We start from the raw sequence: 25843 nt of genomic DNA, 5'->3' as shown, positions 1-25843 counted from the left end.
GCTCTGGCACTGTATTAGTTGATCTTTGATCACGGATGCTGTATAAAATGCCGCCTTCTGTTTGCCCCGCAATCGAAGGCCAGCGGGGCAGATATTTGCTCGAGCAATGAAGTAAGATTTGGAGAGACTGACATGTCTAGAGTATGCCAAGTAACCGGCAAGCGCCCGGCAGTTGGTAACAACCGTTCGCACGCTAACAACGCTACCAAGCGTCGTTTCCTGCCGAACCTGCACACTCACCGTTTCTGGGTTGAGAGTGAAAAACGCTTCGTGAGCCTGCGCGTATCCGCAAAAGGCATGCGTATCATCGACAAGCGCGGCGTTGAAGTGGTTCTGGCTGAACTGCGTGCCAGCGGCGTTAAGGTATAAGGAATTAGATCATGGCTAAAGGTATTCGCGATAAGATTCGCCTGAACTCCAGCGCCGGTACTGGTCACTTCTATACCACTACCAAGAACAAGCGCACCATGCCCGAAAAAATGGAGATCAAGAAATTTGATCCCGTGATTCGTCAGCATGTGATCTACAAAGAAGGCAAAATCAAGTAATTACTTGGTTTCGCTGCAAAAACCCGGCCTCGTGCCGGGTTTTTTTATGGCTGGAATTCAGTACACTGCCGATTCGAAGGGAGGCTAGCCATGTTCAAACTGAGCCGCAAAGGCTGGAACAACGTGATCATCGTGGTCGTGTTGATCGTCATTACCCTGTTGCACCGGCTGGAGCAGGTCCAGCAGGAGAACAGTGCCAAACGCGCGCGTCCGTTGTTGCCGGAGAGTGCCGTGGTGCTGACCTGGCAGGGGCCGAGCTGGCAGATAGAGCGTATCGGCCAGGGTTGGCGCAGCGCGCCGGATCTGGGGCTTGGCAGCACCCAGCTGGCGGCCCGCATCGAGGCGTGGCAAGGCTGGCTGCTGCCCCCCGGCGAGCCCGTGCGCGGCACCCCGGTGACCCTCAAGATCTGGATCGCCGGACAGAGCGATCCGGTGGAAGTCGGGCTCTATCAGGACGACGGCAAGTTTGCCGCCCTGCTGCCCTCCTCGACCTGGCTCAGCTTGAGTCAGGCGCAATACCGTGACCTGATGCGTCCCATTCCCTGAACGAGAGATCGCCCATGCCTGAATTACCGGAAGTCGAAGTCAGCCGCCAGGGCATCTCCCCCTGGCTTACCGGCATCAAGGTGACCCGCGTGGTGGTGCGGGACGGCCGCCTGCGCTGGCCCGTGCCCGGCGAGATCCAGGAGCTGGTGGATCTCGTCATCCACCGCGTCAGCCGCCGCGCCAAATACCTGTTGCTGGAGACCGACTTCGGCACCGCCATCCTGCATCTCGGGATGTCCGGCAGCCTGCGGGTGCTGGACATCGGCACCCCGGCCGAGAAGCACGATCACGTGGATATCGAGCTGGCCAACGGCAAGCTGCTGCGGCTCAACGATCCTCGCCGTTTTGGCGCCCTGCTGTGGACCCGCGAACCGGCCGAGGCCCATGCCCTGCTCGCCAAGCTGGGGCCGGAACCCCTCACCGATGCCTTCCATGCCGATTATCTGCGGGAGCGGGCGAAGGGGCGCAGCACCGCCATCAAGCAGTTCCTGATGGACAACCACGTGGTGGTCGGGGTGGGCAACATCTACGCCAACGAGGCGCTCTATGCCGCCGGCATTCATCCCAGGCGGGCGGCAGGCAACATCAGCGCCGAGCGGCTGGGCACCCTGGTGAGCGAGATCAAGCGGGTGTTGGCCGAAGCCATTCGCCAGGGGGGCACCACCCTCAAGGATTTCACCAGCGCCGACGGCAAGCCGGGCTATTTCGTCCAGCAGCTGCAGGTTTACGGCCGTGGCGGCCAGCCCTGTTTCCACTGCCACACCCTGCTCACCGAGGTGAAGATGGGCCAGCGAACCACGGTGTTCTGCTCCCACTGCCAACGCTGAAAGTGGGATTTTTGAGCCGGGATCGGCCAAGTTGTAAGAGAGTATTTCCGGTCTGTTGAAGCGGCGTCAGCCCATGACTACTATCTCGCCAGTTCAGGCTGCGAGGTAATAAAATGACAGCTAAATCAATAGACTGGGAACAGTTATCCCGGCAGGGGCACTATTGTGCCCACGATATGGCCCGCTTCCTCTATCCCGAAGACAGCGCCCGCAAGACCTTCAATCGCGGCAAGTTTTTGCTGCGCAGTCTGCTCTACCGTGCGCAGTTGAACCGGGTATTCGAGCTGTTCCAGAGCGCCCCCCTGCGGGCGCTTCCCGCCCGCCACCCCGAGCTGCTCGACAAGCCGATGCGACCCTATCGCTTCGCCTGCTCGACGGTGAACCAGCGGGTCAAGATGGTGGAGGATCACTACCGCCTGCTGCTGGGCCTGTACCCCGAGCTCATCGACCCGCTCTATCTGGGGGAGGGGATAGTGCTGGGCCATTATCCCGATGGCGGCTGGCGCATCGTGCTGCGTCACGACGGCACCTTCCGCCGGGAGGCGGAGCTGGCGCTCTCCATCGTCAACGCGCGGGGGGAGCGACTCTACAGCTGTGCCTTCTCCCTGGCGGGCAACGAACAGGAGCTGGCCCTGGTGATCGGGTCGGTGCAGGGGCCGGAGCCCTGTGTCGAGCAGCCCCAGGAGCAGGTGCGGGCATTGACCCGGGCGGGTCAGGGTCTGAGACCCAAGTCGCTGGTGGTGATGCTGGTGATGGCGCTGGCCGGGGCCATGGGGGCCCACCGGGTCTGTGCGGTGCGCATGAAGGCCCACATCTTCCAGGCAAGACGGTACAGCAAGAAGAAGAAAGCCTGCCTGCAGGCGGACTACGACGAGCTGTGGCAGGAGTTTGGCGCCCTCGATCAGGACGCCAACTTCGTGCGGCTGCAACCCGTGGTGCGCAAGCCGCTGGAGGAGGTGGCCGCCAAGAAGCGGGCCATGTACCGGCGTCGCTACGAGTGGCTGGACGGGCTGGAGCGGGCGATCCGCCAGCAGTTTGCCCACAGCTAGGCGTGCAGTGCGTTGATGCAACAAGGGCTACCCGCGGGTAGCCCTTGTTCGTTTCTGCCCATCAGGGGAGGGATTAGCGCTGTTGCCTGGCGGCGATGGCCTGGGCCACCAGGGGGTCGACGAACTGGCGGATGTCGCCACCGTGCAGCGCCACCTCTTTCACCAGAGTGGAGGAGATGAAGGAGTTCTCCTCCGCCGGGGTGAGGAAGACGCTCTCCAGCTCCGGCATCAGGCGGCGGTTCATGTTGGCCAGCTGGAACTCATATTCGAAGTCGGAGACGGCGCGCAGGCCGCGGATCAGCACGTTGGCCTGCTGCTCCCTGGCGAAATCCACCAGCAGGCCGGAGAAGCCCACCACCTTGACGTTGGGCAGGTGAACCGTCACCTGCCGGGCCAGTTGAACGCGCTCCTCGAGATCGAACAGCGGCCGTTTGCTCGGGCTGTTGGCCACCCCGACCACCACCTCGTCGAACAGTCTGGCGGCGCGGCCAATGAGATCGGTATGGCCGTTGGTGATGGGATCGAAGGTGCCGGGATAGATTACCTTGTTGGTCATGCTGCTGATTCCTGAAACCGGAAAACTGGTCGCATTATAGGGGCTGTTGCCGGTTTGTCGCGACCGGGATGGCGCGGATTTCTGGCGCTGATCGGCGGCCGGGGTCGCACAAATCGGGGCCCCGTGGCGTCTTCGCTTGAGAATCGCCCTGCATCAGGCAAGAATACCCGCATCGCGCATCAAGCCTCCTTCGCTGGTGACAGGGAGCATAGGGATTTTTTATGAAACGTATTCTGGTAGTCCGCAATGACAAGATTGGTGACTTCATGCTGGCGTGGCCGAGCTTTGCCATGCTCAAGCGCTCCATGGAGTGTCATGTGACTGCCCTGGTTCCCGCCTACACGGCGCCCTTGGCCCGCCTCTGCCCATGGATCGACGAGATCATCCTGGATCCGGGTGCCCGGGCCGACAAGGAGCAGCAACGCGCCCTGCTGGCGCGTATCAAGGCGGCCGCCTTCGATGCCTCCATCTGCCTCTTCTCCAACACCCGAAATGCCAAGCTGGTGTGGAAGGCGCACATTCCCTACCGGCTGGCACCAGCCACCAAGCTGGCCCAGGTGCTCTACAACCAGCGCCTGGTGCAGCGCCGCTCCCGCTCCCAGAAGCCGGAGTACGAATACAACCTGGATCTGGTGCGCCGCTTCCTCGCCGATCAGCATCAGACCGTGGTGGAGCCACAGGGCCCCTACCTCGACTTCGACCCCGAGAGCCTGCTGCAGGTGCGCGAGCAGGTCGCCGCCCGTCTCAGGCTCGACGCCAGCCGCCCCTGGCTGATGGTGCATGCGGGCAGCGGTGGCTCGGCCAACAACCTCTCCATCGAGCAGTACTCGCGCCTCATCATCAAGCTCAACCAGGCCTGTCCCGAGTTGCAGTGCGTGTTGACGGCAGGCCCGGGGGAGGAGGGGAAGGCGGAGCAGTTGGCGGCGGAACTGCTGGCCCATGGGGGCAACGGCTGGATCTACCGCTCCGACGAGGGGTTGCCGAAGTTCTGCCAGGTGATGGCCAACGCCGCCCTGTTCGTGGCGGGCAGCACGGGGCCCCTGCACATCGCCGCGGCTATGGACGTGCCGACCGTCGGCTTCTTCCCGGCACACCGTTCGGCGACGCCGCTGCGCTGGCGGCCGCTCAACGGCGAGGGGCGCCATCTGCCCTTCAGCCCGCCGGAAGACAGCGACCACCCGGAGGACATGAGCCAGCTCGATCCCAAGGCCATGGCGGCAGAGATCGCCCGCTGGGCGCCGCCCTTCTGGCGCGCCGAGCGCTGAGAGCGCGCACAGAACATACAGACAGGGCCCCGCGGGGCCCTGTCTTGTATGGGGATGCGCCCTGCTGGCAGGCCAGCCTACCGGGCGTGGCCCCCGACAGCCCCTTTACGGGCCTGCCCGGGCTCCGGGCAGGGGAAACCTGTCGGTATAAGCCGGAGTCGGGTCATGTTGCCAATATTCATGCATTCGGCTTATAGCGGCCAGTTTTCGTCCGTGGCGCCCAGGTTTGCGCCGTGAGCGGCCCCGCGAGGGCTGCGCCCGCTCCATGGCAATGGGGTTTGCCCCTTGTTCCGCTGGAACAAGGGGTGAGTGATTAATGGGATGTTTGAGGCGCGATGCCCTATTTCGGCTGCTGGGGCTGCTGGCGAACCCAGAGATCGGCGTATTTGACGAAGGTGGAGTGGGCGGAGAGGATGGCCAGCAGCAGGCCCTGCTTGCCGTCGAGGAAACCGGCCTTGAGCAGGTACATCTTGAGGAAGCAGCCGACGGCGTGGACCAGCCCCTGGCCGAGGGATCCCTTCTTGCCGCGGGCGGTGCGCTGATCGGCCCATGCGCGGGCGTAGCCGGCGGATTTGACCAGGTAATGTTCCAGATCCCGGTAGGTGTAGTGGAGGAGGTCGCCCTGCAGGTTGACGATCTTCATGTTGGCGCGCACCTCCACCTTCTCGTGTACCAGCGCCTCGTTGTAGCCGGTCAGCGCCTTGGGGTAGAGGCGCAGCACCCGATCCGGGTACCAGCCGCTGTGGCGGATGAAGCGGCCGAACACCCAGGAGAGGCGCGGGATGGAGTAGATGGTGTCGCTGGCCGGGTTGGCCATGACCCCCTGGATGGCTTCCCTGAGTTCGGGGGTGAGCCGCTCGTCCGCGTCCAGCCACAGCACCCACTCCGACTGGACATGGGACTGGGCGAGGCGGCGCTGACGGCCGAAACCGGGCCAGGTGGTGTTGACGAAGAAGCGGGCGCCAAATTCGGCGGCGATGGCCGGGGTGTCATCCTGACTGCCGGAGTCGAGAATGACGATTTCATCCGCCAGGCCTTCGAGGGAGGCGAGGCAGGCGCGGAGGTTGTCGGCTTCGTTCTTGACGATCAGGACGGCCGCCAGGGTCGGTTTTTTCACAGGCAAGGGACTCTTGTTGGTGCCCGGCGGGCGGGTCATGCTCGGATTGGCGCCCATTCTAGCCTAAAACCCCGCGCGGGGCATGACCCGAGGGCCCGGTGGGCCCGCTTTTGAATGCGGGGGAAGGGGGATCTCTGCTACCCGGCAGTCGGTGGCCCAGGGCACGCCGTGTCCGGGTGGAAGAGGGCCTCAGGAGTGATGCGCGGGGGAGCAGATCCTGCCAGGTAGGCGTTTTGCGGGAGCAGACGGGTATCTTCTGTTATTTCTTCGGCCTTTCTTGGGGCATAATCTCGCCCAGTAATGATCAACAGCCGGGCCAGTCCCGAGAGAAGACGCGCGATGAAGATATTGGTGATCGGCCCCTCCTGGGTCGGCGACATGGTGATGTCCCAGAGCCTCTACAAGGCGCTCAAGAGCAACCACCCGGGCAGCGAGCTCCATGTGATGGCGCCGGCCTGGTGCGTTGCGCTGCTGGAGCGCATGCCCGAGGTGGACAAGGCCATCCCCATGCCGCTTGGCCACGGTGACTTCAAGCTGGGGGCACGCCGCCGCCTTGGCAAGCAGCTGGCCGCCGAGCAGTACGATCAGGCCATCATCCAGCCCAACTCCATGAAGTCGGCCCTCATCCCCTGGTTTGCCAGGATCCCGGTGCGCACCGGCTGGAAGGGGGAGCACCGCTTCGGTCTGCTCAACGACATGCGCAGCAACAAGCAGGCCTTCCCGCTGATGGTGGAAGGCTATGTGGCTCTGGCCTATCCCAAAGGGCAGATGAAGAGTCGGGACGACATTCCCGCTATTCCCCATCCCTCCCTGCACGTGGATCTCATCAACCAGGGCAAGGCGCTGGAGCGGCTCGGCCTGAATCGTGCTCGCCCCGTGCTGGTGCTCTGTCCGGGGGCCGAGTTCGGTCCGGCCAAACGCTGGCCGGAAGGGCACTACGCCGTGGTGGCGCAAAAGCACCTCGACGAGGGGTGGCAGGTGTGGATCTTCGGCTCGGGCAAGGACGTGGACGTGGCCAACACCATCCGCGATCGGATCAACCCCCTGTCGCGCCCCAACTGCCACGTGCTGGCGGGCAAGACCAGCCTGCACGAGGCGATCGACCTGATGGCCCTGGCCGGTCGGGTCATCGCCAACGACTCGGGCCTGATGCACGTGGCGGCCGCCCTCAACCGGCCGCTGATCGGCGTCTACGGCTCCACCTCGCCCCTCTATACCCCACCGCTGGCGGACAGGGTCGAGATCGTCCACACCGACATAGAGTGCCGCCCCTGCTTCAAGCGCACCTGCAAGTTCGGCCACCTCAAGTGCCTGATCGAGCTGATGCCGGAACAGGTCATCGAGGCGGGAAATCGGCTGGAGCGTGGTGAAACGGCAGATCTGACCATAGTGCGGCAGCCGGTGGAATCCTCTGCTGCTGAACCAGGTAATAGCTAGCATGATCTACCGGTTGCTCTACAACCTGCTGATCCACCTGGGGTTGCCCCTGGCGCTGCTGGCGCTCTACAAGCCCAAAAAAGGCAAGCCCGGCTTCGGGGCGCGCTGGGCCGAGCATCTGGGACGATTGCCGCCGACCGGACAGGAGGCTCCCCTCTGGATCCATGCGGTGAGCGTGGGGGAGACCCTGGCCATCACCCCCTTCATCCGCGCCCTCAAGGCCGAGCGCCCCGAGCTGCCCATCCTGCTCACCACCACCACCCACACCGGCGCCGAACAGGCGGCCAAGCTCGGGGATCTGGTGGTGCACCGCTATGCGCCTCTCGACTATCCCTGGGCCGTCTCGGCGTTTCTGAGCACCGTCAAGCCCCGCGCCCTCTGGGTGATGGAGACCGAACTGTGGCCGAACTGGCTGGCGGCCTGCGAGGCACGGCACCTGCCGGTGACCATCCTCAATGCCCGCCTCTCGGAGCGATCCTGTCAGCGCTATGGTCGCTTCCAGGGGGCCTTCGATGCCTTGAGCCGCCCGCTGACACACCTGCTCTGCCAGCATCAGGACGATGCGGATCGCTTCCATCGGCTGGGCATAGCGCGCAACCGACTGGCGGTGACCGGCTCCATCAAGTTCGACATCCAGTTTGGCGACGAGGTACAGGCCAGGGGCTGCGCCCTGCGCCAGCAACTGGGGGAGGCACGACCTGTCTGGATCGCCGCCAGCACCCACCAGGGGGAAGACGAGCAGGTGCTGGCCGCCTTCGATCGGGTGCTCAAGGCCCATCCCTCCGCCCTGCTGATCCTGGTGCCGCGCCATCCCGAGCGTTTCGATCGGGTGGCCGAGCTGTGCGCCCCCTACGGTTGCGTGCGGCGCACGGCGGGCAGTGCGGTCGGCGAGAGCGACAAGATCTACCTGGGTGACACCATGGGCGAGCTGCCGCTGATGCTGGCGGCGGCGGATCTCGCCTTTGTCGGTGGCAGCCTGGTGCCCGTGGGCGGTCACAACCTGCTGGAACCGGCGGCGCTGGGCAAACCCTGCCTGACCGGCCCCGTTTATTTCAACTTCAGCGACATCACCCGCCAGCTGGTGGCCCAGGGGGGGGCTGCCGTGGTGGCGAACGCCGAGGCGCTCGGCCACCGTGTGAGCATCCTGCTCGGCGATGCCCCTGCCCGCCGCGAGATGGGGGAGCAGGCCCGTGCCGTGGTGCTGCGCAACCAGGGGGCGCTGGCGCGCACCCTCTCCCACTGCCTCGCCAGCCTGGAAGGTGACGACTGAGGCGGGGCGGCGTGGTGGCCGCCCCGCCCGCATGTCTGCCAAACCCCGGGAGACAATCCGCGTCCCTTTCCTTTATGCTCTGCCCTTTGCCCCTGACCCTGTGATGCTCCGATGAACCGCGCTCCCCTGCTGTTGATGATACTGGTCACCCTGCTGGCCGCCGCTGGCTGGCTCTTCTCGAAAGAGGCGATTCGCGAACTGCCCACCGCCGCCTTTATCGGCAGCCGTTTCCTGCTGGCCGCCCTGCTGCTGTTGCCGCTCGCCTGGTTGCGCGAGCCGCCCCCCAATGGCTCACAACTGCTGCGTGCCGCCGGGTGCGGCACCTTGCTCGGGGCCAGCCTGCTGTTCTGGGTTACCGCCATCAGCCAGAGCGATGCCCTCGGCAGCGGCGCCTTCATCATGAGCGTGGCCACCCTGATGGCGCCGCTCGCCGCCTGGGCCGCCTTCAAGGCCAGACCCGGCCGTCACTACTGGCTGACTCTGCCCGTGGCCGTCGCGGGTCTGCTGCTGCTCTCCAGCAGCACTCACTGGGGCGTGTCGCTCTCCCTGTTCTGGTTTCTGGCGGCGGCCGCCACCCTGGGGGTTCAGCTCGCGGTGCACCGCCACTTCGCCCAGTCCATTCCCCCTACCTGGCTCACCTGCATCCAGCTGGCGGTGACCGGACTGCTCGGCACCCTGCTCTCCCTGCTGACCGAGCAGTGGCCCGCCAGCATCGGCACTGGTATCTGGGGCTGGTTTGCGGCCAGCGTCCTGATCGCCACCACCCTGCGCTACTGGCTGCTCACCCACGCCCTGAGCCGGATGACCACGGCCCACGCCGCCCTGCTGATGCTGCTGGAACCGGTCTGGACCCTGATCTTAAGCACCCTCTTCTATGACGAACCGCTGGGCCCCGCCAAGCTGGCCGGCGCTGGCCTGGTGTTGGGCGCTCTGGTGCTCTACCAGCTCCCCCTGCTGCTGCGCAGCCGAAGGCTGAAGTCACCGGTCTAGCCTGCACGGGCGGGGGATGGATCAAAAAGAAGGAGAGGGTCTGCATGGCAGACCCTCTTTGCGTGATGGCACATGTCGGGCTCCCTTTGCTAGGGGTTACCATCAGTCAGGTGGCTGAGCGCTGCGGGAAACGAGAATAAAAAAGCCCCCGCGTGGCGGGGGCTGGTGCATCGATGAGGGAGATCACTCGATGTTTTGGATCTGCTCGCGCATCTGCTCGATGAGCACCTTCAGCTCGACGGCGGACTGGGTCACCTCGGCGTTGATCGACTTTGAACCGAGGGTGTTCGACTCGCGGTTGAACTCCTGCATCATGAAGTCGAGGCGACGGCCGCAGGCGCCACCCTTCTTCATGATCTTGTTGGTTTCGCTGATGTGCATCTCCAGGCGATCCAGCTCTTCGGCCACGTCGATCTTCTGGGCCAGCAGCACGATCTCCTGCTCGATGCGGGCCGGGTCCAGCTCCACCTTGGCTTCGGCCAGCCGGTCGGTGAGCTTCTGGCGCTGCCACTCGATGATCTGCGGCAGGTGCTCGCGCACCTTCTTCACTTCTACCTGGATGCCGGCCAGACGCTGTTCGATCAGCGCCTTGAGATTGGCCCCTTCGCTGGCGCGGGAGGCGAGGAAGTCTTCCATGGTCAGGTCGAAGCCGGCCATCAGCTCGGTGGCGACCACGTCCATGTCCTGCTCGGCGGCAGCCATGACCCCCGGCCAGCGCAGCACGTCCACCGGATTGAGCTGACCCTGGCCCGCCTCTTTCATCACCCAGTTGGCGCTCTCGATGATGAGTTTGGCCAGCTCTTCATTGATGTGCAGCTGGCTGGCGGCGGCCTGGGCGGCCTCGAAACGCAGGTTGCACTCCACCTTGCCGCGCTGCAGCTTGGCGCGGAAGCGCTCACGCAGAACCGGCTCCAGGCTGCGCAGTTGTTCCGGCAGGCGAATGTAGGTCTCCAGATAGCGCTGGTTGACCGAACGAATTTCCCAAACGGCTGTGCCCCAGTCGCCCTTGAGTTCCTTGCGGGCGTAGGCGGTCATGCTGTGAATCATTGATTGTTCCGGGCTTGATGAAGTGTGGGGCCAGTATACTCAGCCAGCCCTGCTCCGTCAGCCGACAGCGTGGTTTTAGCGGCTGATATTTGGGCTGGGATCACTTATACTCCTGCGCCAATTCAGCCAGCCCAGAGGTCCGTCCCATGTCACGTCCCAGCGATCGCACTGCCGCGCAGCTTCGTCCGGTCACCATTACCCGCCACTTCACCAAGCATGCTGAAGGGTCCGTGCTGGTGGAATTCGGCAACACCCGCGTGCTCTGCACCGCCAGCGTTGACACCAGCGTGCCTCGCTTCCTGAAAGGGAAGAACCAGGGCTGGGTGACTGCCGAATACGGCATGCTGCCGCGCTCCACCCACTCCCGGATGAACCGCGAAGCGGCCTCCGGCAAGCAGAGTGGCCGCACTCTGGAGATCTCCCGGCTGATCGCCCGCTCCCTGCGCGCCGCAGTAGACCTGACCGCGCTGGGTGAGCACTCCATTACCGTTGACTGCGACGTGCTGCAGGCCGACGGTGGCACCCGCACCGCCGCCATCACCGGTGCCTGCGTGGCGCTGGTGGATGCGCTGAACTGGATGGTCGAGAAAGGCATGCTCAAGCAGAGCCCGCTCAAGCAGATGATCGCTGCCGTCTCCGTCGGTATGTATGAAGGGGAAGCCATCTGCGATCTGGAGTACATCGAAGACTCCGCCGCCGAGACCGACATGAACGTGGTGATGACCGAAGATGGTCGCATCATCGAGGTGCAGGGTACCGCGGAGGCCGAACCCTTCACCCACGAGGAGCTGCTGGAGATGCTGGCGCTCGCCAAGGGCGGCATCGCCGACATCATTGCGCTGCAGAAGCAGTCACTTTCCTGATACCAGGACCTGTTGATGTTTCGGCACAAGTCGCGTTGCAGTGTCCAAGGATGCCAGGCTAGGCGCAGGATGCCGCCAATGGTTATTCCCTTGGCAAGTCCTGCAACAACGCATGGCATCCTTTGCCACGCAACCCGTAGGGACGGGTCTGTTTTTGTGCATAACGTCGTTATTCGATGCCTCGTTTGGATTACCAAACTTCGCATCTCATGCCTAGTTCTGCGCAAAAACCGACTCCGTCGCGGCTGTGACGAAGCGTCAACAGATCCTGCAAACGCGGCATTGACCGCGTTTTTTTATACCCCCACACAAGTAAACGACAAGCCAAGCAAGGAGCCAGAATGAAAGCCTACCAGCGTCAATTTATCGAGTTCGCCCTGGAGAAGCAGGTCCTCAAATTCGGTGAATTTACCCTGAAATCCGGTCGTAAAAGCCCCTACTTCTTCAACGCCGGTCTGTTCAACAGCGGCCGCGATCTGGCCCGTCTCGGCCGCTTCTATGCCGCCGCCCTGATGGATGCCGGCATTGAGTTCGACGTGCTGTTTGGCCCGGCCTACAAGGGGATCCCCATCGCCTCCGCCACCGCCGTGCAGCTGGTGGAGCAGCACGACGTGGACGTGCCCTGGTGCTTCAACCGCAAGGAGGCCAAGGATCATGGCGAGGGTGGCAATCTGGTGGGCAGCCCGCTCAAGGGGCGGATCATGCTGGTGGACGATGTCATCACTGCCGGCACCGCCATCCGCGAATCCATGGATCTGATCCAGGCCAACGGCGCCTCCCTGGCTGGCGTGCTGATCGCGCTGGACCGTCAGGAGAAGGGCAAGGGCGAGCTCTCCGCCATTCAGGAGGTGGAGCGTGACTACGGCGCTCACATCATCGCCATCATCCAGATGAGCGACTTGATCCAGTATCTGGAAGAGAAGCAGGCCGAACAGCCGGAGCTGGCGGCGCAACTGGCCGCCATGAAGGCTTACCGCGCCCAGTACGGTATCTGAGTCGCCGCGCATACCGCGCAATAGTTGAAGGCGGCGCCCGTTTGTTCTCTGGCAGCAAACGGGCGCCGTTTTTTCATCTGCAAAAAGTGGATCATGTGGCTTGAGCTTACCCTTACAGTAAAGGTTAGGGTTTGCCAGTCGGCGTTTTGTGGTGCCGACGGGTTCCTGGGAGGAACAACATGATCACTCATCTTCAATCACCCATTCATCTGCAGTTGCCGCTCAGCGGCATGAGCTGCGCCAATTGCGCCGGCCGCATCACGACCGCCCTCAACAAGCTCGATGGGGTATCGGCCACCGTCAACTTCGCACTGGAGCAAGCCGCCATCGAGCTGGCCAGCTCTGACCGTTTGCCGGCGGTGCTGGAGAGCATCAAGGCGCAGGGTTACGACTACGGCAGTGAGACCATATTGTTTCAAATCACCGGTATGACCTGTGCCGGTTGCTCGGCCCGCCTGCACAAGATGCTGGCGGCGCTGCCCGGCGTCATCTCCGCCGACGTCAACTTCTCCATCGAGCAGGCCCGGATTGTGCTGGTACCCGGGATGCAGACGCCCGCGGCCCTGCGCGAGCAGATCGAGGCCCTCGGCTTTGGCGCCCAACTGGCGCAAGGCTCGGCCAGCGGCCGCCGCCAGCAGTTGCTGGAGCGGGAAGCGCAGGAGGCCGCCAGCGCCCGTCAGGCGCAAACCCGGGTCATCGTCTCGGCTTTGCTTACCCTGCCGCTGCTGGCGGGGATGCTGGCCATGGCCGGGTTGTTCCCCTGGCATCTGCCCGCCTGGCTGGAGCTGCTGCTCGCCACCCCGGTGCAGTTCTGGATTGGGGCCCGCTTCTATCGCGGCGCCTGGCTCGCCATCAAGAACCGCTCCGCCAACATGGATGTGCTGGTGGCGACCGGTACCAGTGCGGCCTACTTCTACAGCCTCTATCTGCTGCTTAATCTGGGGGTGGCCGCCAGTGGCCAACTCTACTTCGAGGCGAGTGCCATCATCATTACCCTGATTTCCCTCGGAAAACTGCTGGAAGCGCGAGCCAGACGCAGCACCCAGTCCGCCATTCGCGAGTTGATGGCGCTGCGGCCGGAAACCGCCACCGTCTGGCGCGGCGAGCGCTGGCAGAGCGTCGCCATCGACGAGGTGCTGCGCGGCGACAGGCTGCGGGTGCTGGTGGGGGAACGGGTACCGGTGGACGGCAGAATCGTGAGCGGTGAGAGTGAGCTGGACGAGTCGATCCTCACCGGCGAGAGCCTGCCGGTGCCGCGCGGTGAGGGCGACAAGGTGCTGGGCGGTGCCATCAACCGCTCCGGCGTGCTGGAAATTGAAGCCACTACGGTGGGGGAGGACTCCAGCCTCAGCAAGATCATCGCCCTGGTGGAGAGTGCCCAGATGGGCAAGGCGCCGCTGCAACAGCTGGTGGACAAGGTCTCTGCCGTGTTCGTGCCGGTGGTGATGGCCATCGCCCTGTTCACCCTGCTGGTGTGGTACGCCATCAGTAACGACTTCGGTCAGGCGCTGCTGGCGGCGGTGGCCGTGCTGGTCATCGCCTGTCCCTGTGCGCTGGGGCTGGCGACGCCGGCGGCCATCGTCACCGGTACCGGGGTGGCGGCGCGCCACGGCATTCTGATCAAGGATGTCGATACCCTGCAAAAGGCCCACGCCATCAAGGCGCTCATCTTCGACAAGACCGGCACCTTGACCCAGGGCCGGCCGGTGCTGGCGAGCTGGAGCGGCAACGACGAGCAACTGCGCCTCGCTGCCGCTCTGCAGCAGGCGAGCGAACACCCGCTGGCGCTGGCCATGCGCGAGGCGGTCGACAAGGAGGCGATGCTGCCCCAGCCCGACGCGGTGGAGGTGCGGGTCGGTGCCGGTATTGTCGGTCAGGTGGCGGGCCATAGGGTCGCCATCGGCAATGGCTCTTTGCTGGCCCAGCTCGACATTGCAGTGCCACAACAGGGTGAACAAGCCGCCGACGGCGCGACCCGGGTCTGGGTGGCCATCGACGGTGTGGTGGCTGGCATTGCGGCGCTGGCCGATACCCTGCGCCCCGAGAGCCCGGATGCCATCGCCACCCTGCGTCAGCGCGGCATCGCCAGCTGGCTGGTGAGCGGTGATGCGGCGGCGCCGGTGGCCCATATCGCCGCCAAGCTGGGGCTGGACGGGGCCTTTGACTCCGTGCTGCCAGCCGGCAAGGTGGAAAAAGTCGAGGCGCTGCGGGCGCAAACCAGCGGGCTGGTCGCCATGGTGGGAGACGGGGTAAACGACGCCCCGGCGCTGGCGGCGGCGGATGTGGGTATCGCCATGGGCTCCGGCTCCGACGTGGCGATGGAGACCGCCTCCATCACCCTCATGCGATCCGACCCGCGGCTGGTGGCCGATGCCATCGACATCTCGGCGGCCACCTGGCGCACCATCCAGCAGAATCTGTTCTGGGCCTTCGTGTTCAACATCATCGGTATTCCGCTGGCGGCGCTGGGTTACCTCAGCCCCGAGCTGGCGGGGGCGGCCATGGCCCTGAGCAGCATCACCGTCTTGAGCAATTCCCTGTTATTGAAGCGCTGGCAGCCCCGGGCGGGCAGCCTGCGTGCATCTGAATCCCAAAGGAGTCATTCATGAACATCAGCAAGGTCGCCAAGGCCACCGGCCTGACCGCCAAGACCATCCGCTACTACGAGAGCATCGGCCTCATCTCGTCGCCGGTGCGCAGCGACAACGGGTATCGCAGTTATACGGATGCCTCCCTGCGGGAGCTGCGCTTCGTCAAGCGTGCGCGGGAGACCGGCTTCAATCTGGAGGAGTGTCAGGAGCTGCTGGCGCTCTATCGGGACGAGCACAGAACCAGTGCCCAGGTGAAGAAGCTGGCCCAGGAGAAAATCGTCGATCTGCGCTCCCGCATCGCCGGTTTGCAAGCCATGCTCAGCGCCCTCGAGGAGGTGGTGAGCTGCTGTCACGGAGATGCGAATCCCCAGTGCCCCATCCTCGACGAGTTGGAGAAAGGGTGAGGGAGGGCTGCGCCATTCGACCCTGCAGAAAAGGGTCTGTCGGGGCCTGTGCGAGAGAGGACGCGCTGAGTGGCAGCTTAATAGCGGTCGATTGATTGTTGAGCAGGAAAGGGGAGTGTTAAACTGTGCGGCTCTTGTACAGGGAGTACCCAGTTGACACAGAGTGTGAAATATCAGGTGCGGCGGGCCATCATGGTCCAGCTCTATACCCATGCCTCCTTCAGCCTGCCTTGCCTGGGGCTGCTGGCGATCAGCTGGAGCCTGCTGTTCCACGATTACCTGCCGGCCAGCGAGTCGCTGGGCTGGCTCGGTCTGGTCCTGCTGCTGTTGCTGGGGCGCTGGTGGCATCTGCGCTGGCGCCAGCCCAGGCTGGCGGAGCTTCCGCTGCCGGTGCTCGAGCGCGAGCTCTTTGTCGGGGTGACCATCACCTCCATCGTCTGGGCACTGGGCGTGCTGCTCTACATGGACAAGCTGCCCGACACCTATCGTGCCGCCATGATGATGCTCTCCAGCCTGATCCTGACCGGCAGCGCCATCATGCTGTTCGGCAGCCGTCGTACCCTCTATGGGGCCGTGCTGCCCCTCGGGTTTGCCATGTTGTTCGAGCTCAGTGGCGGCAACACCCAGGAGCGTATCGTCTCCTGCATGCTGGCGGGGTACCTGTTCGTCTTTCTGCCGACCCTGCTGCGGCGCCTGCGGCGGGATCAGGTGGCCTCTCTCTACCACAGTTTTTCCAATGCGGACCTGGTGGCCGAGCTGAAGGCGGTCTCCGAGCACCTCAAGCTCACGTCCCGCCTCGACGGTCTGACCGGCATCGCCAACCGGGCCCATCTCGACGACTCCCTGGCGCGCGCCTGGCGTCGCTGCCACCGTGCCAGGGCGCCTCTCTCTCTGGTGCTGGTGGATGTGGACTACTTCAAGCAGTTCAATGATCACTATGGTCATCAGGTGGGGGACCAGTGCCTGCAACAGGTGGCGAGCCTGCTGGCCGAAGTGCTGCGGCGGGAAGACGATCTCGCTGCCCGTTACGGCGGAGAGGAGTTCGCCCTGCTGCTGCCTTGCACCACCTTGCAGGGGGCCATGCAGATCGCCGAGCAGGTGCGTACCTCGTTGCGAGCCCTCGGCATTCCCCACCACAAATCCCGGGTCTCGGGGCGGGTCAGTTGCAGCTTCGGGGTGGCGACCCTGGTGCCGGATCAGCATCACTCCATTGCCGAGCTTATCCAGAAAGCGGATGCGGCGCTCTATCAGGCCAAGCATAATGGCCGGGATCGTATCGAAGTAGCCTTGATGGGTAAGGTTGCCTGAGTTTCACAAGACAGATTAAAGAGGTCGTCTATGCAATGTCATCGTATCGAAGAGCTGCTGGAACTGCTGCAGCCTGCCTGGATCAAGGAGCAGGATCTCAGCCTGGTGCAGTTTGTTGCCAAACTGGCCGAGGAGGCGGGATTTGACGGTCCGCTGTCCGCACTGACCGACGACATGCTGATCTACCACCTCAAGATGCGGGAATCCGACAAGCAGGCGATGATCCCGGGGCTGGCCAAGGATCACGTGCCCGACTTCAAGGAAGCCCTGCTCAAGGCCCGCGGCATCAAGTAATCCGGGCGTCATATCGCCATCAGAGAAAGGTTTCAAGAGAATCTGTGAAAAGGCGCATAGTCAACTGGCTATGCGCCTTTTTTGTTGCCTGAAATTGCGACGGGACTCGAACTATAGATACATTTAACCCACACAATTAGCAGGTTGTTTAAGATATAATCGCTTTCATAACAATATGAGTGGAGCGATGTGTTGCAATGGCCGACAAGGACAAGATCGACATCAAGGATGTGACCGGTGACGTCACCGGGACTTTCAATCCCAACACCTTCAAGGCGGGAGATGACAGGTTCAACCCCGGCAACCGCATCTATGTCCGCTCCCAGACCGGCTACTGGCAGCGGGTGCGCAAGGCCATGGGCTGGTTCTTCGTCGCGCTCTTTGTCCTCCTGCCCTGGCTGCGTTATGACGGCCGTCAGGCGGTGCTGTTCGATCTGGAGCACCAGCAGTTCCATATCTTCGGTGCCACCATCTGGCCGCAGGATCTCACCCTGCTGGCCTGGGTCTTCATGATCGCGGCCTTCGCCCTCTTCTTTGTGACCACCTTCCTGGGCCGGGTCTGGTGCGGCTACCTCTGTCCCCAGACGGTGTGGACCTTCCTGTTCATCTGGTTCGAGGAGAAGCTGGAAGGGGCCGCCAACAAGCGTCGCAAGCTGGATGCGGCGCCCTGGAGCGGCGAGAAGCTGGCCCGTAAGGGCGCCAAGCACCTGGCCTGGATCCTGCTGTCGCTGGGCACGGGGCTGACCTTCGTCGCCTACTTCCAGGATGTCTTCCACCTGGTACCCGATTTCTTCACCCTGCAGGCGGGAGGCTGGGTCATCTTCTGGGTGCTGTTCTTTGCCGCCTGCACCTATGGCAACGCCGGCTGGATGCGCGCCATCATGTGTATCCACATGTGCCCCTATGCCCGCTTCCAGTCCGCCATGTTCGACAAGGACACCTACATCGTCGGCTATGACAGCCAGCGTGGCGAGACCCGCGGCGCCCGTGGTCGCAAGACCGATCCCAAGGCCCTGGGGCTGGGGGACTGCATCGACTGCGACCTCTGCGTGCAGGTCTGCCCGACCGGTATCGACATCCGTGACGGTCTGCAGTACGAGTGCATCAACTGCGGCGCCTGTGTCGACGCCTGCGATCAGACCATGGAGCGGATGGGGTATCCGAAAGGGCTCATCAGTTACACCACCGAGCACAAGCTGGCCCACAGTGAAACCCAGGTGGCGCGGCCCAAGCTGATTGGCTATGGCCTGGTGATGGTCGTCATGCTGGGGGTCTTCGTCTATAACGCCATGTCCATCATGCCCATGGGGCTCGATATCCTGCGGGATCGCAACCAGCTGTTCCGGGAAAACAGTGAAGGGCTCATCGAGAACACCTATACCCTGAAGATCCTCAACAAGACCCTGAACTCCCAGACCTACCGGCTGGACGTGGAAGGGCTGCCGGAGTACCAGTGGTTCGGACCCCGCGAGGTGACACTGAAGGCGGGCGAGATCTATACCCTGCCGGTGAGCCTGGCGGTGGATCCCTTCAACCTGAAGCGGCCCACTCTGGACGTCCAGTTCGTGCTCAAGCGGGAAGGCGCGGCGCCGGACGACAGCAAGGGGACGTTGCGCCAACCGAGCAAGTTTATCAGCAGGTTGTGATGGCAAGGCGCACCGCCATGCACGGCAACGGCAGACAGTGGTGATAGAATGGGGCGCAACAGCGCCCCTTTTCTATGGTGGATGACATGCGTTTCAACTATTCCGACCTCAATCCCGATCTCATCATGGATGCCATCGATCTCAGCGGCTTGCGCATCGACTCCGGCCTTATCGAGCTCAACAGTTACGAGAACCGCGTCTATCAGTTCCAGGATGAGGATCGCCGTCGCTACGTGGTGAAGTTCTACCGCCCCGGTCGCTGGAGCCGGGCCCAGATCCTGGAAGAGCACGCGTTTGCCGCTCGCCTCTGTGAAGCTGAGATCCCGGTCGCCGCTCCCATTGCCTTTGCCGGCGAGACCCTGCTGGAGCATCAGGGCTACCCGTTTGCCATCTGGCAGAGCGTCGGGGGGCGTCAGTTCGAGGTGGACAACCTGGACCAGCTGGAGTGGGTGGGGCGTTACCTCGGTCGCATCCACAGCGTCGGTGCCAGCCATGCCTTTCATCACCGGGTTCCGCTGGATGTGGAGAGCATGCTGCACGAGCCGCGTCAGTTGCTGGCGGCAGGCGAGTGGTTGCCGAGCGGGCTGGCCAAGTCCTTCTTCGGGGTGCTGGACGAGCTGATCCGGCACGTATGCGACGCCATGACCCTGGATGTGGCACGCATCTCCCTGCATGGGGACTGCCACCCGGGCAACATCCTGTGGCGTGACGGCCCCCTGTTTGTCGATCTCGACGATTGCCGCACCGGCCCCGCCATCCAGGATCTCTGGATGATGCTGAACGGGGAGCGTCATGAGCAGCAGATCCAGCTCGATACCCTGCTGGCGGGGTATGAGGAGTTCATGGAGTTCGACCCGCGGGAGCTGGCGCTCATCGAGCCGCTGCGTGCCATGCGCATCGTCCACTACATGGCCTGGCTGGCAAGACGCTGGGAAGATCCCGCCTTCCCCCGCCACTTCTCCTGGTTCAACACCGAACACTACTGGCGCCAGCAGATTGCGACCCTGCATGATCAGCTCGAGGCATTGAAGGCCCCGCCGCTCAGCCTGATGCCGCAGTGGTAGGGGCGCGAACCCGGCAGATCGCCACGCCACGGGGCGTCCGTTGGTGGTGTCGCCCGTACCATTGCCACAGCGGCAAGGTGCCCGTGGGAGGCGGGATGGCGGTCCCGCCTGTCTGCCTTTGCCATTGACGGCACGAGGGTGAGGCAATAGGCTTGGACTGCTTCGGTTCGCCGGGCGTGCCTCACAGTGATCCCTTAACAGGAAACGTCATGAAAAAAGTACTATTTTTCCTCGCTGCCATGCTGATGATCCCCATGGTTCACGCCGCCCCGCAATTCAAGGAAGGTGTCAACTATGATGTGGTCAGCCAGACCGGCAGCGCCCAGCCGGAAGTGATGGAGTTCTTCTCCTATTTCTGCCCGCACTGCGCCAAGTTCGAGCCGATTGCCGAGGATCTGAAGAAGAGCCTGCCGGAAGGCGTGCCGATGAAGAAGAACCCGGTGGCCTTCCTGGGCCGTGAAATGGGCCCCGAGATGCAGCGTGCCTACGCCGTCGCCAATCTGCTGAACGTGGAAGGCAAGCTGACCCCGGCCATCTTCGACAAGATCCACACCCAGCGCCAGATCCCCCAGAGCCGCGCCGACGTGAAGCAGGTCTTCGTGGACAATGGCGTGCCGGCCGAGGAGTTCGACGGTGCCGTCGACAGCTTCGCCGTCTCCGGCATGGTCTCCCAGTTCGATCGCAACACCGAGAGCTACAATGTGCGCGGTGTGCCGGCCTTCCTGGTCAACGGCAAATACATGGTGAAGATTGAATCCATCACTTCCCAGGAGCAGTTCAACCAGCTGGTGAAATTCCTGCTGGCCAAGAAGGACTGATAATTCCTGAGTCGATAAAAAAGCCCGCCGGTGCAAACCGGCGGGCTTTTTGTTTGGCGTCTCGCGGGCCTGACTCAGACCCCGACGTGGAAGGCCTGCTTGAGGTTGCGAATGAAGTCCGCATCCCGGCAGAGGGTCTTGCCCGGGCTGTCGGAGATCTTGGCGACCGGGCCGCCGTTGCACTCCATCAGCTTGAACACGATGTTCATTGGGTTGACGCCGGGCAGATCGCAGGTGAGCTTGGTGCCGATGCCGAAGCTGGTGTTGATGCGGCCGCGGAAGTGGCGCAGCAGCTCGACGGCCTTGTCGAGGTTGAGCCCGTCGGAGAAGACCAGCGTCTTCTCGGCAGGGTCGATGCCGAGCCGCTGATAGTGGCTGATGGCCTTCTCGCCCCACACCACGGGATCACCGGAGTCGTGGCGCAGCCCCTGGTAGCGGCTTGCCAGCTCGAAGTCGAAGTCACGCAGGAAAGCATCCATGGTGATGCAGTCGGTGAGCGCGATACCGAGGTGGTTGGTGAATTCGTCCAGCCAGCTGGTGAGGGCGGCACGCTGGCTGAGCTCCAGCGGGAAGCCGAGCTGCTGGTGGGCCTGGAACCACTCGTGGGCCTGGGTGCCCACCGCGGGCAACCGGTACTTCTGGGCCAGCAGGTAGTTGCTGGTGCCGCGAAACGCCGGCAGTCGTTCTTTGAGGCGACCCACCACGGCGTCTTGTACCGCGAGGGAGAAGCGGCGACGGGTGCCGAAGTCGATGAGGTTGAACTCGCTCATCTCCTCCCGGCTCAGCTCCCGCTCCAGCTTGTCGATCTTCTGATCGAGCCGCTCCAGTGCCTGTCTGACGCCGAACTGGGGATAGCGGAAGCGGTTGCGCATCTCGCTGATGATGGCGAGTACCGGAATCTCCCACAGGATCACGTCCTGCCAGGGGCCTTCGACCCGCACATTGATGCGGCCATCCTGCTCGAACACCTTGAGCAGGGAGGCGTCCAGCGGCTTGCGGCGCAGGTGGTCCAGGTAGTCGGGCGTGAAGAAGGGGCGTTCGGCCAGGAAGTCGAGTTCGGACCGGGTCAGGCGCAGGGAGCCGGCGAGGCGCAGTTGTTCCTCGATCTGGCCCATCATGGGCAGCAGATCTTCTTCGTTGCGGCTGTGGAACTCGGCGACGACGTCGGCATCCGGATAGCGATGGAACACCGCCTGCTGCATGTGCAGCTTGTAGGCATCGGTGTCGAGCAGGCTGTGGAGGATGGGAGGCATATCAGGCTCCTGTGATGAGTGCTGCGCGGGCAACGCACTCTGGCTGCATCTGTGACGGGTGGGCGCCGGTGTCGGGTGGGCAGTGGAAAATGGAAGGCATGTCAGGCATCCAGCAGGCGTTGAATGTCGGCCAGGGTCTGGGCCAGCTCGGCGCCGGCCTCGATCATCCGGGTGCGGGCCTGGTCGATTGTCTCGGGGGCGATGCCGCGGCAGGCGTCGAGGTGGACGATGACCCGGAAACCGGCGCGACGCAGTTGCAGCACGCTGGTCTTGACGCAGTAGTCGGTGGCGAGACCGCCGACCAGCACGGTAGTGACGCCGCGGGCTTGCAGAAACTCGATGAGCCCGGTGCTGCGCCGCTCCGCCAGGTCGTGATAGCAGGCGCCATAGGGATGCAGGTCCGGCTCGACCCCCTTCCAGACGAAGAAGTCGTAGTCGATGGGGGCGGGCAGGCCGTCGAGCAGCTCGAACCCAGGTGTGCCGGGCACGCAGTGGGCCGGCCAGGTGAGATCGGCATTCGCCAGTGCAAGGGGTTGCAACATGGCGCCGGGTTCGGTCACCACCCAGGGGGCGTTCGCGGGGTGGGCATCCTTGCTGCCGGCTCGCAGGGTGGCGAGGGCAGCCTGGGCATTGAGCGCCGCTACTATGGTATCCCCGCCAGCGACGGGCAGCTCGTTCGGGCAGAGGGGGGTGAATCCCTTCTGCGCATCAATATCCAGGCTGGCGATGATTCCCATGGATGGCTCCTTCACATAATATTCTTGTGATATTATCTACCAAACATTATTAGAAGGCGAGCAGGTCGACCAGGATGCCGAGAATGAGTCTGGATATGGTGGTGCTGCGGTTGCGCGAGGAGCGGCTCGAGCTGCTTCTCGAGACCCGGGATCGCCCCCCCTTTGCCCACTGCTGGCAGTTGCCGGCCCTGCGCATCGACGAGGCCCGGGATCGGGATCTGGACGCGGCTCGCCATCGCCTGTTGGCAGAGTGGGGGCTGGAGCACTGCTACAGCGAGCAGGTCTGTACCCTCGGCAACCTGGAGCGGGATCCCCGCGGCTGGTCCACCACCCTCGTCTATCTCTGTCTGGCGGATCCCGATGGGGGGGCGGTGCGCGGTCGCTGGCATCCTCTGGACGATCTGCCCGGCCTGCAACTCGCCTTCGATCACGGCAAGCTGGTCGCCATGGGGCTGGAGCGGCTGCGCATCAAGAGCCGTTACAGCACCCTGCCGCTGCATCTGCTGGGGGCAGAATTCACCCTCTCCGAGGTGCAACGGGCGTTCGAGATCGTCCTGCAGACCCCCATGAACACGGCCGCCTTTCGCAAGCGGCTCCACCGTGCCGACATCCTGGTGGACACAGGGCGCAAGCGCACCGGCAAGCAACGTCCCGCCATCCTCTATCGGCTGGAGACCCCCTGCTGCGTCATGTTCGATCAGGTGATGCACGGTGCGGAAGCATAAGCCGATGTCTGCGAAAGCCGGATTGTTGCCCCATAGCGGGTCTGGTGCACTGGCACCTCACACAGGAAGTGAAAACATGGGAGAGACGGGAATGCACAAGGTGCTGGTGAGTGCCTGTCTGCTGGGGCAGCCAGTGCGTTACGACGGCCAGAGCAAGGGGATTGTCAGCGACTGGCTGCAGGCGCTGGGAGCCGAGGGGCGGGTACTGGCCTTCTGCCCCGAGGTGGCGGGTGGCCTGCCGACGCCACGCCCCCCTGCCGAGCGCCAGGGGGAGCGGGTGGTCACCGAAAGCGGGCTGGATGTGACGGAGGAGTTCGATCGGGGCGCTGCCCTTGCGCTGGCCCTCTGTCAGCAGCAGGACATTCGCTTCGCCCTTCTGAAGGAGGGGAGCCCCTCCTGCGGCAGCGGCCGCATCTACAATGGCCGCTTCGAAGGGGTTTCACTGGCGGGAGAGGGCAAGACCACGGCTTTGCTGCGCCGCCATGGCATCGCGGTGTTCAGCGAGGATCAGCTGCCCGAGCTGGCCTCGGCGCTCGCCTTGGCTGCCTGCGGATCGGTCTGAGCCGCCGCATCGGCCGCCTGCCACTGCGCCAGCACCTCGTCTTTTTCCTTCCAGCGTGCATTCAGCCACTCCTGGAAACCGCGTTTGAACTGCTTGTCGTTGAAGTAGTCCCCCACCAGTTGCTCGTCCACCGGCAGCTCCTCGATCCGCACCCGGATGCGCTTCATCTTCCCCATCAGGAAATCCTTGAAGGGGGTGTCGGGGTTGTCCGGGTAGCTGATGGTGACGTTGATCAGGCTGTCGAACTGATCCCCCATGGCTGCCAGGGTGAAGGCGAGTCCTGCCGCCTTGGGGGGCATGAGATGGCGATAGCGGGAGCGGGCGGCCTCGCGCTTCTGATCGGTGAAGCGGGTCCCCTCCACGAAGTTGATGACGGTGGTGGGTATGTGGCGAAACTTCTCGCAGGCGTTGCGGGTGGTCTCGATATCCTTGCCCCGCAGATGCGGATTTCTTAACAGAAACTCTCTCGAATAGCGGCGCATAAATGGCATGTCCAGCCCCCAGCAGGCGAGCCCCAGCAGCGGGATGTAAATGAGCTCGTGCTTCATGAAGAACTTGGGCACCGGCAGCCGATTGCGAAACAGGTGGCCGAGCACCACGATATCGGTCCAGCTCATGTGGTTGCTGATGATGAGATACCAGCCATCCTTGCGCAGCCGGGTATTGTCCTCAATCTGCCAGTCGATGCGGGTAGTGAGGCGGATCACCAGGGCGTTGCAACCGAGCCACAGGCCCATGAAGCGATTGTTGAGCCGGCTGCAGGCGCGACCAAAGGCCGGCACGGGCAGCAGCAGTTTGGCCAGAGAAACCAGCAGGATCAGGCTGGCACACAGGGCGGTAAACAGTATGGTCAGGCCGGCGCTGATGAACAGCACCAGGGGGCCCGGGAGCAGGTTTGGCATGAGTGTCTTACTGCGTCTTGTCCGCCAGCAGCTTATCCAGAGTCTGGTCCTTCTCGTGCCAGATCCCGTTCAACCACTGTTGAAACTCTTGTTGGAACTCGGGGTCATTGAAGTAATCCCCCACCAGATTGCGTTCGATCGGCAGAAAGCGGACCCGAACCTTGATCTCCTTGACCCGACCGCACATGAAGTCCCAGTAGCTGGGGACGCCGCCGGGATAGGCGATGGTCACATCCACCAGCTTGTGCAGTTGATCCCCCATGGCCGCCAGGGTGAAGGCGATGCCCCCTGCTCTCGGGTGCAGCAGATGACGATAGGGTGCCCCTTGCTTGTCGTGCTTGCCGACGGTGAAGCGGGTCCCTTCCACGAAGTTCATCACACTCACCGGCATATGGCGGAACTTGGCACAGGCCTGGCGCGTGGTCTCTATGTCTTTTCCCTTCAGATGCGGCTTCTTTTCCAGCAACTTGCGCGAATATCGCCGCATGAAGGGGAAATCCAGCGCCCACCAGGCCAGGCCGAGAAAAGGTACCCAAATCAGTTCTTTCTTGAGGAAAAACTTCAGGAAGGGGATTTTTTGATTAAAAATCCGCTGCAGTACCAGTATGTCGACCCAGGATTGATGGTTGGCAATCACCATATACCACTCATTCCGGCGCCCTTTGTCCACTCCGACCACATCGAAAGGGGTGTTGATGATGGTTTTCTGGATCAGATTGTTAAAACCTATCCAGTGGGTGGCACAGCCGTCCAGGAGGGTGTTGCAGAGACGTCGCGCCCCCTGGAAGGGCAGCAGCAGCTTGATGAGGCCAAGCAGCAGGACGGGGACAAACCAGAACAGGGTGTTGATGAAATAGAGCAGGGTCGAGAGGCTGCCGCGCAGTCGCTCTATCAGCTTGTTGAGCATGGTGGAATCCGTCTTCGTATCGGTGGATGGCAACCAAGTGGTCAGATCTGTTGCCATAATATCAGCCGGCCCACGACTAGACCATGGTGGCGCCCTTTCCGGGTCGGGAGGTGGCTGCTGCC

At 63.3% G+C, this 25843-nt stretch carries 27 protein-coding genes; 20 read left to right on the top strand and 7 right to left on the bottom strand.

The annotated features are described in order from the left end of the window. Positions 1 to 132: 132 nt before the first annotated feature. From rpmB to C2U30_RS13490, 5 genes are all read left to right on the top strand, one after another. Entirely contained in the window at positions 133 to 369 is a 237-nt protein-coding gene (gene rpmB, locus C2U30_RS13510) for a 50S ribosomal protein L28 (RefSeq protein ID WP_005307492.1), read from the top strand. An 11-nt stretch (positions 370 to 380) separates the two neighbouring features. Beyond that, entirely contained in the window at positions 381 to 548 is a 168-nt protein-coding gene (gene rpmG, locus C2U30_RS13505; RefSeq protein WP_005323752.1) for a 50S ribosomal protein L33, read from the top strand. Between the two features lie 90 nt (positions 549 to 638). Beyond that, positions 639 to 1094 carry a hypothetical protein gene (locus tag C2U30_RS13500; RefSeq protein WP_045522759.1) on the top strand — a complete coding sequence of 152 codons (456 nt, stop codon included), beginning with the start codon at positions 639 to 641 and terminating at the stop codon, positions 1092 to 1094. 14 nt (positions 1095 to 1108) lie between these two features. Then, the gene (mutM, locus tag C2U30_RS13495) at positions 1109 to 1921 is read left to right on the top strand and encodes a bifunctional DNA-formamidopyrimidine glycosylase/DNA-(apurinic or apyrimidinic site) lyase (protein WP_010676112.1); all 813 of its coding nucleotides are present in this window, start codon (positions 1109 to 1111) and stop codon (positions 1919 to 1921) included. 176 nt (positions 1922 to 2097) lie between these two features. Further along, complete coding sequence (locus C2U30_RS13490) at positions 2098 to 2970, top strand: VirK/YbjX family protein (protein WP_041212006.1); 873 nt, start codon at positions 2098 to 2100, stop codon at positions 2968 to 2970. A gap of 73 nt (positions 2971 to 3043) precedes the next feature. Here the strand turns inward: C2U30_RS13490 and coaD are convergent, their stop codons facing one another. Beyond that, positions 3044 to 3526 (bottom strand): pantetheine-phosphate adenylyltransferase, encoded by a 483-nt coding sequence (gene coaD / locus C2U30_RS13485; protein WP_103243926.1) that lies wholly within the window; start codon positions 3524 to 3526, stop codon positions 3044 to 3046. Positions 3527 to 3747: 221 nt separating this feature from the next. Here coaD and C2U30_RS13480 point away from each other — a divergent pair, with 221 nt between their 5' ends. Next, positions 3748 to 4791, top strand: a complete 1044-nt coding sequence (locus C2U30_RS13480; RefSeq protein ID WP_041214218.1) for a glycosyltransferase family 9 protein — start codon at positions 3748 to 3750, stop codon at positions 4789 to 4791. 340 nt (positions 4792 to 5131) lie between these two features. Here the strand turns inward: C2U30_RS13480 and C2U30_RS13475 are convergent, their stop codons facing one another. Then, the gene (locus tag C2U30_RS13475) at positions 5132 to 5908 is read right to left on the bottom strand and encodes a glycosyltransferase family 2 protein (protein ID WP_010676108.1); all 777 of its coding nucleotides are present in this window, start codon (positions 5906 to 5908) and stop codon (positions 5132 to 5134) included. A gap of 339 nt (positions 5909 to 6247) precedes the next feature. Between C2U30_RS13475 and waaF the strand changes: the two genes are divergently transcribed. The 3 genes from waaF to C2U30_RS13460 all read left to right on the top strand — a co-directional run bounded on the left by waaF (position 6248) and on the right by C2U30_RS13460 (position 9605). Continuing rightward, positions 6248 to 7345 carry a lipopolysaccharide heptosyltransferase II gene (gene waaF / locus C2U30_RS13470; protein WP_010676107.1) on the top strand — a complete coding sequence of 366 codons (1098 nt, stop codon included), beginning with the start codon at positions 6248 to 6250 and terminating at the stop codon, positions 7343 to 7345. Between the two features lies 1 nt (position 7346). Then, a complete protein-coding gene (gene waaA / locus C2U30_RS13465) occupies positions 7347 to 8615 on the top strand; it encodes a lipid IV(A) 3-deoxy-D-manno-octulosonic acid transferase (protein ID WP_103243925.1) in 1269 nt (422 codons plus the stop codon). Positions 8616 to 8726: 111 nt separating this feature from the next. Then, entirely contained in the window at positions 8727 to 9605 is an 879-nt protein-coding gene (locus tag C2U30_RS13460) for a DMT family transporter (RefSeq protein WP_048209623.1), read from the top strand. Positions 9606 to 9788: 183 nt separating this feature from the next. Here C2U30_RS13460 and C2U30_RS13455 read toward each other — a convergent pair whose 3' ends face one another. Further along, complete coding sequence (locus tag C2U30_RS13455; RefSeq protein WP_010676104.1) at positions 9789 to 10652, bottom strand: YicC/YloC family endoribonuclease; 864 nt, start codon at positions 10650 to 10652, stop codon at positions 9789 to 9791. Between the two features lie 146 nt (positions 10653 to 10798). Between C2U30_RS13455 and rph the strand changes: the two genes are divergently transcribed. The 9 genes from rph to C2U30_RS13410 all read left to right on the top strand — a co-directional run bounded on the left by rph (position 10799) and on the right by C2U30_RS13410 (position 20635). Further along, on the top strand, positions 10799 to 11515 hold the full coding sequence (gene rph, locus C2U30_RS13450) for a ribonuclease PH (protein ID WP_024945517.1): 717 nt from the start codon (positions 10799 to 10801) through the stop codon (positions 11513 to 11515). A 341-nt stretch (positions 11516 to 11856) separates the two neighbouring features. Further along, positions 11857 to 12510 (top strand): orotate phosphoribosyltransferase, encoded by a 654-nt coding sequence (gene pyrE, locus C2U30_RS13445; RefSeq protein WP_010676102.1) that lies wholly within the window; start codon positions 11857 to 11859, stop codon positions 12508 to 12510. A gap of 179 nt (positions 12511 to 12689) precedes the next feature. Next, entirely contained in the window at positions 12690 to 15119 is a 2430-nt protein-coding gene (locus C2U30_RS13440) for a heavy metal translocating P-type ATPase (RefSeq protein WP_103243924.1), read from the top strand. After that, the gene (cueR, locus tag C2U30_RS13435; RefSeq protein WP_010676100.1) at positions 15116 to 15505 is read left to right on the top strand and encodes a Cu(I)-responsive transcriptional regulator; all 390 of its coding nucleotides are present in this window, start codon (positions 15116 to 15118) and stop codon (positions 15503 to 15505) included. The genes C2U30_RS13440 and cueR overlap by 4 nt, the downstream gene beginning before the upstream one ends. A gap of 153 nt (positions 15506 to 15658) precedes the next feature. Next, positions 15659 to 16813, top strand: coding sequence for a GGDEF domain-containing protein (locus C2U30_RS13430; protein ID WP_039039690.1), 1155 nt, complete (start codon positions 15659 to 15661; stop codon positions 16811 to 16813). Between the two features lie 30 nt (positions 16814 to 16843). After that, positions 16844 to 17107 (top strand): YihD family protein, encoded by a 264-nt coding sequence (locus C2U30_RS13425; protein ID WP_010676098.1) that lies wholly within the window; start codon positions 16844 to 16846, stop codon positions 17105 to 17107. A 197-nt stretch (positions 17108 to 17304) separates the two neighbouring features. Next, positions 17305 to 18753, top strand: a complete 1449-nt coding sequence (gene ccoG, locus C2U30_RS13420; protein ID WP_103243923.1) for a cytochrome c oxidase accessory protein CcoG — start codon at positions 17305 to 17307, stop codon at positions 18751 to 18753. A 74-nt stretch (positions 18754 to 18827) separates the two neighbouring features. Next, positions 18828 to 19817, top strand: a complete 990-nt coding sequence (locus C2U30_RS13415) for a serine/threonine protein kinase (RefSeq protein ID WP_039039688.1) — start codon at positions 18828 to 18830, stop codon at positions 19815 to 19817. 209 nt (positions 19818 to 20026) lie between these two features. Next, positions 20027 to 20635 (top strand): thiol:disulfide interchange protein DsbA/DsbL, encoded by a 609-nt coding sequence (locus tag C2U30_RS13410; RefSeq protein WP_010676095.1) that lies wholly within the window; start codon positions 20027 to 20029, stop codon positions 20633 to 20635. Between the two features lie 74 nt (positions 20636 to 20709). Here C2U30_RS13410 and pncB read toward each other — a convergent pair whose 3' ends face one another. Further along, complete coding sequence (gene pncB / locus C2U30_RS13405) at positions 20710 to 21888, bottom strand: nicotinate phosphoribosyltransferase (protein WP_103243922.1); 1179 nt, start codon at positions 21886 to 21888, stop codon at positions 20710 to 20712. A 101-nt stretch (positions 21889 to 21989) separates the two neighbouring features. Beyond that, complete coding sequence (locus tag C2U30_RS13400; protein ID WP_041214225.1) at positions 21990 to 22625, bottom strand: nicotinamidase; 636 nt, start codon at positions 22623 to 22625, stop codon at positions 21990 to 21992. A gap of 74 nt (positions 22626 to 22699) precedes the next feature. On the opposite strand from C2U30_RS13400, the gene C2U30_RS13395 reads away from it, so the two are divergent. Both C2U30_RS13395 and C2U30_RS13390 read left to right on the top strand, forming a co-directional pair. Continuing rightward, positions 22700 to 23350: an NUDIX hydrolase gene (locus C2U30_RS13395; protein ID WP_049636082.1), complete on the top strand. Its 651-nt coding sequence runs from the start codon at positions 22700 to 22702 to the stop codon at positions 23348 to 23350. 76 nt (positions 23351 to 23426) lie between these two features. After that, the gene (locus tag C2U30_RS13390; protein ID WP_049636081.1) at positions 23427 to 23912 is read left to right on the top strand and encodes a DUF523 domain-containing protein; all 486 of its coding nucleotides are present in this window, start codon (positions 23427 to 23429) and stop codon (positions 23910 to 23912) included. Here the strand turns inward: C2U30_RS13390 and C2U30_RS13385 are convergent. Together C2U30_RS13385 and C2U30_RS13380 are read right to left on the bottom strand one after the other, a co-directional pair. Beyond that, positions 23858 to 24814 carry an acyltransferase gene (locus C2U30_RS13385; protein ID WP_039039684.1) on the bottom strand — a complete coding sequence of 319 codons (957 nt, stop codon included), beginning with the start codon at positions 24812 to 24814 and terminating at the stop codon, positions 23858 to 23860. The two genes, C2U30_RS13390 and C2U30_RS13385, sit on opposite strands and share 55 nt — an antisense overlap. 7 nt (positions 24815 to 24821) lie before the next feature. Next, positions 24822 to 25721 (bottom strand): acyltransferase, encoded by a 900-nt coding sequence (locus tag C2U30_RS13380; protein ID WP_103243921.1) that lies wholly within the window; start codon positions 25719 to 25721, stop codon positions 24822 to 24824. Positions 25722 to 25843: the final 122 nt, after the last annotated feature.

It is taken from the genome of Aeromonas sp. ASNIH5 (genome assembly GCF_002902865.1).
GTDB classification, from domain to species: Bacteria; Pseudomonadota; Gammaproteobacteria; order Enterobacterales; family Aeromonadaceae; genus Aeromonas; species Aeromonas caviae.
This window is presented reverse-complemented; position numbering and strand designations above follow the sequence as displayed.